Genomic DNA, 11313 nt, shown 5'->3' on the forward strand with positions numbered 1-11313 from the left:
GCTACGATCCGACTTCACGCGGTGGGCCGCCGGCCGGACGCCGTGCCGCGTGGCGGCGCGCCTGCCGTCCTCCCGGACGGGCCGGAGCAGGACGCGTACGTGCGGGCCCTGCGCAACGCCGCGAACCTCGCGTGGGCGAACCGGTTCGCGCTGACCGCGATGGCCGTCGGCGCGATCGCGGACGTGCTCGGCGCCGCGCCGCGCTGGGTCACGGTGGGCGACGCGCCGCACAACCTCATCTGGCGCGAGGACGACCGCTGGCGTCACCGCAAGGGCGCGTGCCCGGCCGAGCGCGGCAGCGGACCGTTCGCCTACACCGGCGAGCCCGTCCTCATCCCGGGCTCGATGGGCGACAGCTCGTGGGTGCTCGCCGGCACGGGTGAGGAAGCCGCGCTGTCGTCCACCAGCCACGGCGCGGGCCGGGTACTCGCCCGCGGTCGCGCCGCCCGCACGCGCGACGACGCCGCGGACGCGCTCCTCCAGGTCGTCACGCCGATCGACCCGGTCCTCGCCCGCCGCGACGTGCGCGCCGAGCACGACCGCCGCGTGCGCGAGGAGGCCCCGCGCGCGTACAAGCCGATCGGCCCGGTCGTCGACGCCGTCGTCGCGGCGGGTGCGGCGCGACGGGTGGCGCGCCTGGAGCCGCTCCTCACGACAAAGGGGTGACGTACGCGTGGCGCGGGGCGCCGTTGGCGTTGAGCCAGTACGCGTGGTAGGTGTCGACCGCGATCTCCGTGGCCGGCTCACGGCTCAGGACCCGCGGGCGGCGAGCATCGCCCCAGACGCGCAGGACGCCGTCGGGGCCACGCGCGGCGAGTGCCCACAGCTCCGCGGCCAGCGGGCCGCTCGCGCGCGGAAGCTCGTGCTTGACGCCCGTCGCGACGTCGAGCGAGGCGGAGAAGCCCGGCCGGGTGTAGGCGATGTCTCCGGCGCTGAGCCGCCGGAAGCCCGTGGCCTGGCCGAGCGCGGTCGTCCGCCCGTTGAAGCACGCGTAGGCGGACGTGCCCACGCGGGTGATCACGATGCGGCGGAAGCGGACGACCAGGCGGGCGCCCGGCCGCGGGGTGCAACGCGTCATCCGGCGGGCGCGCGGCAGCGGCCGCTTCGCCGGCGCAGTGCCGGACGGGAACGTCAGGAGCGCGGTGCGCGGCCCACCTTTCGCCCGCCAGTACAGACGCCGGCCCTGGCGCGCGAAGTCGTCGCCGGGGTCCACGGAGAGCACCTGCGTGCGCCCGTCGGTGTAGCGCACCCGGACACCGGACTCGTCGCCGAGGACGTACCCGCCCGGTACCAGGAAGCCTCCCTCGCTCAGCGTCTTGCCCGTCCACAGGTCCATCAGGTCGTCCGTCAGGTTCTCGGCCGTGGTCGTGTCGGAGTCCTCGCCCTTGTAGGTCAGGGTGCGCAGCCAGCGGTCGCCCTGCACCTCCTCGAACTCGAGATGGACGTCGTCCTCGGCCGGATAGGGCACGACCCGCTCGACGCCCGTCGCGCGCACGCAGGCGACGATGCCGTCGTTGTCGTCGAACCAGACCTGCACGGCGGGCGAGTCGTACCAGACGTCGGCCACCGGAGCGGTGCGACAGGCGGCGGAGGCGGTCGCGGGGACCACGATGAGGATGAGGAGCGTCAAGAGCGCGGCGCGAAGCATGCGCAGCAGTCTCCCGGCGTGCCGGCCGCGGTTCGCACCGGCCAGCCTGTGACCCGGCGGCGGTCAGCCGCTGCCCGAGCTCGTGACACCCACCGTAAAGCGGCTGCCGAGCACCGGCGTCACGCCGTCGCCGACCAGCGCCACGGGCGTCCACTCCGTGAAGCGCGGGCTGTCATAGAAGATCGTCACGCCACCCTCGCCGAGCGGGACCAGCCCCTCGACCTCCGCGTCCGGGTCGGCCGCGAACCAGCGCTCGGCGGCCTCGACGGCCGCGAACGCGTCGTCCAGCGCGCCCAGGTCGGTGGCGAACGCGTCCGCACGTGGCGGAGCTGACGCCTGCCAGGCAGCGTGCAGGTCGCGGCGGCGGGTCGGCTCGAGCGCGGTCGGCACCCCGGGCCAGCGGGACCACACGTCGACCGGGATCGCCAACGCGCCGTGCCTGCGCAGGAGCACCGTCGGCTGGTGCTCGCGCTCGTCCAGCTCGCCGTCCCCCGGCTCCGGCACGGTCCACAGCACGTACTCGCCAAGCCGCGTGACGTGCGCCCGCCCACCGACCGCACAGCCCGTCACGCCGCACTGCTCGCACAGCACGACCTGCACCGGGCGCTCGTCCCACTCGATCCACTCCAGCGCGTTCGCCACCTCCTCGCCGGCGCACCGCACCCGCGTCCACTCGGGCTCGGGCTGTCCCGACGACGAGAAGTCCGGTCGCCAGCGCACGAGCTCGGGTGCGTCGCACAGCAGCATGGGCGCGCGATCCTAGCTCCCGCAAAGGTCGCTTAGAGGACCTTTAAGAAGACACCGGTTTTTCACGCGCCCACGCCCGAACGGCGGAAGGCTCCGGCCGCCAAGCAATTCGAGGTCTGGGGTCGAATGTCAAAAGAAGGCGTGTCGCGCCGGCGGTTCCTCACGGTCGCCGGTACGGCGACCGGTGCCGTCGTGGTGTCACAAATCCCGTTCGCGAAGGCGCGTACCGCGCCCGCGCGCTTCCTCGGGTACCCGTTCACGCTCGGGATCGCTTCCGGCGATCCCACGCCGGACAGCGTGGTCCTGTGGACCCGCCTCGCGCCGGCGCCGCTCGCCGGCAACGGCGGGATGCCCGACCGGGACATCCCGGTCGAGTGGGAGATCGCGAAGGACGAGCAGTTCAGCAACGTCGTCGCCCGTGGTGAGGAGATCGCCACGTACGCGGACGCGCACTCGGTCCACGCCGAGCCGCGTGGCCTGGAGCCGGGCTACGAGTACTTCTACCGCTTCCGCGCCAACGGGGAGATCAGCCCCGTCGGCCGCACGAAGACGGCGCCGGCGGGCGCGGTGAGCGCGCTGGCGTTCGCGTTCGCGTCCTGCCAGCAGTACGAGCACGGGTACTTCACCGCCTACAAGCACATGGCGCAGGAGGACCTGGACCTGGTGATCCACACCGGGGACTACATCTACGAGTACGACACGAACTCGTACACGGTGTCGGGCGGCAACGTGCGGGCGAACTCCAACCACGAGATCGTCAACCTCGCCGACTACCGCGAGCGCCACGCGCAGTACAAGACGGACCCGGACCTGCAGGCCGCGCACGCCGCGTTCCCGTGGCTCGTGACCTTCGACGACCACGAGGTCGACAACAACTGGGCGGGTGAGATCCCCGAGGAGGGGATGCCGAAGGACTTCTTCGCGCGTCGCCGCCGTGCCGGCTTCAAGGCCTACTGGGAGCACATGCCGCTGCGCAAGGCCCAGCGCCCGACCGGGAACGGCATCCAGATCTTCAAGCGCAACACCTACGGCGACCTGGCGAGCTTCCACGTGATGGACACGCGCCAGTTCCGCTCCGACCAGGCGTGCAACGACGGCACCAAGGCCAACTGCGACGACCGCTTGAACCCGGCGCGCACGATCATGGGCGCGGCCCAGGAGCAGTGGCTCTACGACGGCCTGCAGAACTCGCAGGCCAAGTGGCAGATCCTCGCCCAGCAGGTCTTCATGGCCCAGCAGGACTACGACAACGGCCCGGGCGAGACCTTCAACATGGACGCCTGGGACGGCTACCGCGTCTCGCGCGACAAGCTCCTGGACTTCATCGACACCCGCAAGATCGCGAACCCGATCGTGATCACCGGCGACGTCCACGCCAACTGGGCTGCCGACCTGCTGCAGGACTTCAGCAACCCGGCGTCCAAGATCCTCGGCTCCGAGCTCGTCTGCACGTCGATCTCGACGTCCGGTGACGGCAGCGACGCGACTTCCGCCTGGCTGCCCGGGAACCCGCACATCAAGTACAACAACCAGCGCCGCGGCTACGTCCGCGTGTCGCTGGACCAGCAGCAGGCCCGGGCGGACTTCCGCACCGTGCCGTACGTCAAGCGTCCCGGCGCGCCGATCGCGACCCACAAGTCGTTCATCGTCGAAGCCGGCAACCCCGGCCTGAAGGGCGCCTGATGAAGCTCGCCACCGCCATCGTCCTGGCGGCGACGCTCGTCGCCGCCGTCCTCTCCCTCCAGCCGGCCAACGCGGTCGACGACGCGCCGAACAGCCGCGTCCAGCTGATCGAGGTCGAGCAGCAGACCCCGTACCTGGAGTCCTTCGCGGGCGTGACCGCGGGGACCGCCACCACGTCGATCGTCCGTCGCGTCTCCGGCGTGACGTTCTCGAGCCAGGCCTACGCCCAGCTCGACAACCACAACGGCGACCAGAGCCGTGCCACGTTCCCGATCGAGGTCGAGGCCGGTGACCTGTACGGCATCCACGCGGCCTTCGTGAAGGGCCCGAACTTCGGCGTCGTGCAGCTCGAGCTGGACGGCCGGCCGCTCGGCGGGCCGTTCGACGCCTACGCCGCCGCGCTCGGCGTCGAGCCGGCGAAGCTGCTCGGCACGGTCGCGCTGGCCGAGGGCAAGCACATGCTCACGATGACCGTCGTGGGCAAGAACGAGGCGTCGACGGACTGGCTCGGGGGCCTGGACCTGCTGGTCCTGGACTCCACGGCTGCCGCGCAGCCGACGCCGACGGCGGTCGCGACCGCCGAGGTCGGCGGCTCGGTCCCGGCCACGCTCGCGCTCTCGCTCGGCACGCCGCCGCGCTTCGAGGCGTTCGTCCCGGGCACCGAGCGCGAGTACACGGCGCAGACGCAGGCGACCGTGACGTCATCCGCGGGTGACGCGACGCTCACCACGAGCGACCCGGGCTACCTCACCAACGGGGCCTTCAAGCTGGCGCAGCCGCTGAAGGTCACGCTCAGCAAGACCACGTGGGACGCGCCGACCTCCGGCGAGCCCGTGGACGTCACGTTCAAGCAGGCGATCGGCGCTCGGGACCCGTTGCGCACGGGCACCTACGCGAAGACGCTGACGTTCACGCTCTCCACCACGAACCCGTAGGGATAAGTCGGACGCGGCGAAGCGCGGGATCCGGGGCACAATGTGGGGCCCGCGCTTCGCCAAGAACGTCGTGCGTCTGAGCCTCAATCGGGGGAATGAGGCTCCCCAGTAATCGGACCGGTCGGCGGCAACTTGAGCCGCCGCGGTCCGCTTACTTGTCCCAGTCGAAATCCTTCGGGGGCTTCTGCTCGAACCACAGCCGGTCGTGCTCGGGCGTCTCCTGGAGGAACTCGGGCGTCTCCTCCAGCACGTCCTCGTCGCTGCCCGGCTTGCTCTCGAGCGCCTCTTCGGCCGGGACCTCGTCGCGCTCGTCGGCGAGCCACGGGTCCTCTTCGTAGCCCGGCTCGGGCTGCTGAGGCTCCGGCGGCGCCTCCTGGTGCGGCGGCGCGGGCTCCGGGTCCGGCTCGCCCGCGGCCGGCTCAGGCGCGGAGACCTCGGGCTCGGGGACCGCGGGCGCGATCGCCTCGGCCTCCGGCTCTTCGGTCTGCGCGAACTCGTTACGCGGACTCGGGCCAAGCGCCTCGCGCTCTTGGCGCGCGACATCGTCCGGATTTGCTCCGTGCTTGCGCTTGAGCTCGAGGTGCTCGCGGATGGCGTCGTCGAGAAGTCCCATGGGCGCCGCTCCCTTCACAGCCTACTCGGCCTTGACCGTCCGATTCTTACCCGAGCGTTTTGCCCGGTACAGCGCGGCGTCCGCCGCGGCCACCAGGCCCTCCTTGTCCAATTGTGGCGAGGAGGCCAGTGAGGCGGCGCCGAACGAAGCCGTCACCGTCAGAACACCTTCGCCGTCCAGCAACGGCAGCTCGAGCTCCTCGATGCGCTTGCGAACGCGCTCGGCGAAGTTATAGGCGCCGTCGAGGTCGGTCTGCGGCAGTGCGACCGCCATCTCCTCGCCGCCGTAGCGGGCCGGCTCGTCGATCTCCCGCGCTTCCTTGCGCAGGACGCGGGCGACGGCGCGCAGGACCTCGTCGCCCTGCATGTGCCCGTAGGTGTCGTTGACGCGCTTGAAGTTGTCGATGTCGAGCATGATCAGCCCCATCTCCTGGTCGTAGCGGCGCGCGCGCTCGACCTCGGCGTCCATGACCTCCTGGAAGCGCCGGTGGTTGAAGAGGCCCGTCAGCTCGTCCGTGACCGCCTGGCGCTGCACGGTCTCGTGCAGGTCGACGTTCTCGACCGACACGGCCGCCTGGCTGGTCAGGTAGGAGAACAGCTCGCGCTCGGCGTGGGAGAAGTTGCGGTCGCCGCGGGCGACGGAGACGATCGCCAGCACACGGTCGCCGCCCTCGGTGGCCGACAGCGGCGCGGCGAGCGCGCTCGTGCCGCCCAGGCTGATCTCGGCGGCCTCGCCCGCGTCCATCACGGCCGCCTCCGCGGCGTGCAGGACGCGGTGATAGAGCCCGGGATCGCCCGTGTTCGCCACTTCCTCCATCGGCGCGTCGGCGCGCCGGCGCATGGTGGCGCGCCCGCAGTCGCCGCCGACGCCGTCCACCGCGGTCTGCACGACGATCTCGAGCACGCCGACGCGGTCAAGGCCGCGCGCGAACGACTCACCCACGCGCCGGATCGCGTCCTGCAGGCGACTGCGCTCGCGGCGCAGCTCCTCCAGGCGCCGTTCCAGCTCGGCGGCCATCTTGTTGAACTCGCGGCCGAGCGCGGCGAACTCGTCGTTGCCCTCGGCCGGGACCTGAACGGAGAAGTCGCCGTGGCCGAGGCGCTGCGCGGCGTACAGGAGGCGCTGGACCTCCGAGGACAGCGTCCGGCTCACGATCACCGCGAAGACGAGCGCAAGCCCGAGGAAGCCGATCAGGACGCCGACGAAGATCGCCGTCGCCGAGCGGTCGGGCGGCGGCACCTCGCCCAGCAGGCGTACCCGGACGGTCGAGTCGTTGGGCTCGGGCGCGGTGAACGAGGTCGTGCGGTAGGCGGTCGGCCCGACCTCGACCTCGGCACCGGACTCGTTCGGGATCTCCGTGTTCGCGGCGCGCGCGATCGTGCTGGCGAGCACGCCGTCGTCGCGCTCGACCCGGACGCCGACGTCCAGCTGGCGGGCCACGGCGGTCGCGTACTCGTTCGCGGTCGTCGTCGAGACGGTCATCCGGCCGAGCGGCGCGCCGCCGGCGTCCTGCAGCTCCGCGGACGCCGACGCGACCGCGGCGGCCGCCCCCGGCGTCCGGAACGTGTCGAGGTCGTCGACCGTGAGCGTCACCTGGGCGCCGTTCGCGCGTGCGAGCGCGGCGAGCCGCCGCTGCACCGCCGGCTTGTCGCGCTCCTCGATCGCCTGCGCGAGCTGCACGTCGCCGCGGATCCGGTTCATCGCGGCCATCGCCTCGCGACGGTCCTCGGTGTACGTGTTCCGGGCGCCCACCTGGGCTTTCCCGAGCCCCGAATCCAGGCGGAAGTTGTCGGTCGCGCCGAGAAGTTGGAACAGCACGACGCCCACCGCGATGATCGGGACGATCACGATCACCGCGAAGAACAGCCGTAGACGGCCGCGGAACGATGGCTGGAGGAGGGGCATAAGGAGAGGGCGCCGGGCTACCGCAATCTATCCACGGCGGCTATAATCGGCATTGGACGGTAGGACCGAAGTTCCTTCCGACCACTTGGGGCTATAGCTCAGCTGGGAGAGTGCCTGGATCGCACCCAGGAGGTCGCCGGTTCGAGCCCGGCTAGCTCCACTTCAACGAAGGCCCGCCCACGGCGGGCCTTCGTCGTTCCGAGTGTCGCGATTCAGAAGTTCGCGGGCCGCTACCGGGCGTCTCGCCGCGCCTGGCGGCCGCCGGCGATCCCGCACGTACACCCGGTATGCGCTGGAATCACCGGCGGGCCCAGCCACGACGATCGGGCCCGCTATCGACGCGCGAACTTCCGACTCGCGCCACTAGCGACGACGCTTGCCGGCCTTCGGCGGCGCCTCCCCCGCGTCGGCGAGGATCGACGCGAGCGCCTGCTCGGCGGCCGCCGGGCCCGCGACCGGGGTGAGGGTCGTGTCGGGCGTGGCGCGGTCGGTGAAGAGCACGCCGTCCAGGTGGTCGATCTCGTGCTGGGCGATCCGCGCGAGGTAGCCGTCGAGCTCCAGGTCGACGGGTTCGCCCTCGAGCGAGTGGTTGCGGACCTTGACGGCCGCGGGCCGTTCGACGTCGGCGCGCCAGCCGGGCAGGCTGAGGCAGCCCTCCGGCACGACGGCGGTCTCGTCGGAGCGGTCGACGATCTCCGGGTCGCGCAGGAGGATCGGCGGGTTCACGCGGTCGTCGATCGCGGCCATGCGGATGCCGAGCCCGACCTGCGGCGCGGCGAGCCCGACGCCGCCCCGCTCGTACTGCTCGCGCAGCAGGCCGGCGGCCAGCGCGCGGACCAGGTTCGGGTGCAGCTCCGGGCCGACGGGGTGGGCCGTGCCGCGCACGACGATCGGGTCCAGCGCCCAGGCGTCGGGGTCGAAGGTGGCGACGGCCACCGGCTCGATCCGGCGCGGCGTGGGCGGCTCCTCCGCGTACAGCGCGGCGAGCGCCTGTTCCGCGCGCGCGTCCGCGAGAACGGTCGTGCCGATGGGCTGCGCGCCCTCGTGGTCGAGGAACAACCGGCCGTCGAGGATCTCGATCTCGTGCTGGAGCACGCGCGCGTGCCAGTCGTGGAACGTCTGCGTCCGCGGCTTGCCGTTGAGCGTCTGCCAGCTCACGGTCACCGAGCGCGGGCGCCGGACCTCGGCGCGGACGTCCGGCAGGCACAGGTTGCCCTCCGGCCCGGCCTCCTCCGGCCCCGTGGCCTCCTCGATGACGGGGTTGAAAAGCGCGGACACCTGGTCGTCGATCGCGGTCACGACGATCCGCAGCCCGAGGCCCGTCATCGGCGCCGCGAGGCCCGCGCCCACCGGCCCGCGCAGCAGCGCGCCGGCCAGGCCGCCGGCGAGGCGGACGCGCAGCTCGCGCGGGGTCTCGTCGAAGTCGACCGGCGCCGCCGGCCTGCGGAGCGCGTGGCCGGGGAGTCGGAGCGCGCGCACGCTCGTGCGCAACAGCGTGAGGGGAACCGGCGCGGGAGTCGGTGGCACGCCGAGGAACGTTACCGGCGGACGTTTCAGCCCGCCAGCGGGCGTATAGTGCCGAAAATCATGCTCGGTGACGTGATTCGGCGGCGCTGCGACGAGCTTGGGCTCTCGCAGTCCGGTCTGGCGGACCAAGTGGGCGTGCACGTGCGGCAGATCCGCCGTTACGAGCGCGGGGAGCAGCAGCCGGTGCTCGGCGTGGCCGCGAAGCTCGCGGAGACGCTCGGGGTGACGCTGGACGAGCTGGCCGGGGTGGGTGAGAGCCCGCTCGACGGGGACTGGTGGAGCGCGCGGGAGATCGAGGTGGACGGACGCGCGCTGGTGGCGACCGTCCCGGTGACGCTGCGGCGGCGCGCGCCGGACCTGCTCGCGGTCGAGGGCCGGGGCTGGAGCGGTGAGCTGCGCGTGTGGGAGGAACGGACGCTGACCGGGTGGTATGGGGGTGCCGGCGCGCCAGGAACGATGTTCTTCGTGCTGGACGACGAACGTGCGCTCGCCCACGGTCGCTGGGTCGCGCTGGCCGCGGGCGGCGCTGTGACGGGCGGGCACGCCGCGCTCGCACGGACGCGTGAGGGGGCAGCGACAGCTATTCCTCGGTCGACCAGCTGATTCAAAGTTTCCTCCAAATGGCCGATGAACGTGGTCCCAAACCTCGTTCGGCCGGCAGACACGGCCACGAAAGGACTGAGTGCCCGTGTCAAGGCTCTCCAACTTCATCCCCCGCCCCCGCCTCGCCGCCTGGCTCGCGTTCGGCGCGACCGGCCTCGCCACCGGCGCCGTCTGGGCGACCGGCTTCGCTTCTGTCTCGGCCGGCAACGGCACGACGGGCGAGTCCCCCGCCATGGCGAAGACCGCTCCGTCGCCCTCGACGTCCGCGCTGACCGGCACGGTCACGGCCGTCGACCCGATCGTGTTCGACTGGGACGGGCGCTGGGGCAAGATCACGACCAAGAAGGTCATGTTCAAGGTCGACCTGAGCGGCACGTCGTTCGCCGGCAAGACCTACAACGTCGCGATGCTGCTGACCAACACGTCGGTGCTGACCGGCTTCGCGTCGCTGCAGCTCGAGTTCGAGCGCGTCGACAAGGCCGCGGCCGGCACCTGCGCCGCGGGCGACTTCGACGGCACCCAGAACGCCAAGAACCTGAACGTCGACGACCAGGACGCCGCCGTGTACTGGAACGCGCTCGCCGGCGACGCCGTCTACTGCCTCGGCATCTCCACCAGCACCGGTGACGACGTCGCCGGCACCTTCCTGCGCTCCGCGCAGGACACCCCGCCGTCCAGCTTCCCGTCGTTCATCGCGACGGTCGACCGGGCCACGTAGGCCTTCGCGGCGATGCCGCCGACCCACCTCCTTGCGACGCCCGGCCTCCGGGTCGGACCGTACCGCCGCCATGAGCGCGCGGTCGTCAGGGAGGCGCGGGCCGGCGGCCATCGTTGGATCTTCGTCGTCACGCTGCTGATCGCCCTCGCGGGCGGCCTCGGGTTCCTCGGGACCTGGCCGCCGCTCGCGACGGTGATGTCGGCCTCGATGGCGCCGACGATCAACACGGGCGACGTCGTCGTCCTCAAGCAGCTCGACGCGCCCGCCGCCGTCGGCCAGGTCGTGATGGTCCGCGTGCCCGACGAGGCCCGCGCCCGCTACGGCTACCCGCCCGTCGTGATCCACCGCGTCGTCTCGATCTCGCCCGACGGCCAGGTCACCACCAAGGGCGACGCGAAGAAGGAGATCGACCCGTTCACCGTGCCGCGCACGGCGATCGAGACCCGCGTCCTCACGCACATCCCGGCCGCCGGGCAGGTCTTCGGCTTCCTCGGCAGCACCCTCGGCCTCATCTGGCTCGTCGGCGGCGCCGTGATGCTGTTCGGGCTCCCCCTGCTCGAGCGCTTCCGCGATTCCCAGCGCCGCGTGGGCTCGGAGCGCGAGCTCGTGCTGGAGGAGCTGCGCGTGCAGGTCGAGCTCCTCCCGAGCCAGATCGAACGCGCGGTGGCCAGTGCGGTCGCGGCGATCGAGCAGCACGCCCCGACCCGCGCCGCCGCACCGGTCGCCGCCCCCACGAACCTGGTCGCCGCGAACGTGCCGGTCGTCGCCGCCACCGACCCGGCGGCCGTCGCCACGGCCAGCCCAGCGGCGTCGTCGGCGCCCGGCCTGCTTGCCGCACCTGCGCTCGTCGTCGCCGCGCCCGCGCCGCGCATCGTCGCCGCGGCGAAGCTCGCCGCGGTGGCCGCCCTGCGACTCACGCCGCTGCCGAAGGCGG

General features: G+C 72.3%; 11 protein-coding genes and 1 tRNA gene. 7 read left to right on the forward strand and 5 right to left on the reverse strand.

Annotation, left to right across the window (positions count from 1 at the left end; all coding sequences use genetic code 11):
- Nucleotides 1-666, forward strand: a 666-nt coding sequence (locus tag OJ997_RS35350) for an RtcB family protein (protein WP_270030161.1), incomplete at its 5' end; no start/stop codon positions are given.
- Here the strand turns inward: OJ997_RS35350 and OJ997_RS35355 are convergent.
- Complete coding sequence (locus OJ997_RS35355; RefSeq protein WP_270030162.1) at nucleotides 650-1648, reverse strand: hypothetical protein; 999 nt, start codon at nucleotides 1646-1648, stop codon at nucleotides 650-652. The genes OJ997_RS35350 and OJ997_RS35355 overlap by 17 nt on opposite strands.
- A 63-nt stretch (nucleotides 1649-1711) precedes the next feature.
- On the reverse strand, nucleotides 1712-2395 hold the full coding sequence (locus OJ997_RS35360; protein WP_270030163.1) for a hypothetical protein: 684 nt from the start codon (nucleotides 2393-2395) through the stop codon (nucleotides 1712-1714).
- A gap of 126 nt (nucleotides 2396-2521) precedes the next feature.
- Between OJ997_RS35360 and OJ997_RS35365 the strand changes: the two genes are divergently transcribed.
- Nucleotides 2522-4078, forward strand: coding sequence for an alkaline phosphatase D family protein (locus OJ997_RS35365; RefSeq protein WP_270030164.1), 1557 nt, complete (start codon nucleotides 2522-2524; stop codon nucleotides 4076-4078).
- Nucleotides 4078-5013, forward strand: coding sequence for a hypothetical protein (locus tag OJ997_RS35370; protein ID WP_270030166.1), 936 nt, complete (start codon nucleotides 4078-4080; stop codon nucleotides 5011-5013). Before OJ997_RS35365 ends, OJ997_RS35370 begins: the two co-directional genes overlap by 1 nt.
- A gap of 151 nt (nucleotides 5014-5164) precedes the next feature.
- Here OJ997_RS35370 and OJ997_RS35375 read toward each other — a convergent pair whose 3' ends face one another.
- Complete coding sequence (locus tag OJ997_RS35375) at nucleotides 5165-5626, reverse strand: hypothetical protein (RefSeq protein WP_270030167.1); 462 nt, start codon at nucleotides 5624-5626, stop codon at nucleotides 5165-5167.
- 21 nt (nucleotides 5627-5647) lie between these two features.
- On the reverse strand, nucleotides 5648-7531 hold the full coding sequence (locus OJ997_RS35380) for a diguanylate cyclase (RefSeq protein ID WP_270030168.1): 1884 nt from the start codon (nucleotides 7529-7531) through the stop codon (nucleotides 5648-5650).
- Nucleotides 7532-7618: 87 nt separating this feature from the next.
- Between OJ997_RS35380 and OJ997_RS35385 the strand changes: the two genes are divergently transcribed.
- Nucleotides 7619-7691 (forward strand) — tRNA-Ala (locus OJ997_RS35385).
- Nucleotides 7692-7894: 203 nt separating this feature from the next.
- Here OJ997_RS35385 and def read toward each other — a convergent pair.
- A complete protein-coding gene (gene def, locus OJ997_RS35390; RefSeq protein ID WP_270030169.1) occupies nucleotides 7895-9058 on the reverse strand; it encodes a peptide deformylase in 1164 nt (387 codons plus the stop codon).
- A gap of 60 nt (nucleotides 9059-9118) precedes the next feature.
- Here def and OJ997_RS35395 point away from each other — a divergent pair, with 60 nt between their 5' ends.
- The 3 genes from OJ997_RS35395 to OJ997_RS35405 all read left to right on the forward strand — a co-directional run.
- Nucleotides 9119-9661, forward strand: a complete 543-nt coding sequence (locus OJ997_RS35395) for a helix-turn-helix transcriptional regulator (protein ID WP_270030170.1) — start codon at nucleotides 9119-9121, stop codon at nucleotides 9659-9661.
- An 85-nt stretch (nucleotides 9662-9746) separates the two neighbouring features.
- Nucleotides 9747-10379, forward strand: coding sequence for a hypothetical protein (locus OJ997_RS35400; RefSeq protein ID WP_270030171.1), 633 nt, complete (start codon nucleotides 9747-9749; stop codon nucleotides 10377-10379).
- Between the two features lie 12 nt (nucleotides 10380-10391).
- The coding region (locus tag OJ997_RS35405) for a S24/S26 family peptidase (RefSeq protein ID WP_270030172.1) at nucleotides 10392-11313 on the forward strand (922 nt) is incomplete at its 3' end.

This window comes from Solirubrobacter phytolaccae, assembly GCF_027587195.1.
GTDB classification, from domain to species: domain Bacteria; phylum Actinomycetota; class Thermoleophilia; order Solirubrobacterales; family Solirubrobacteraceae; genus Solirubrobacter; species Solirubrobacter phytolaccae.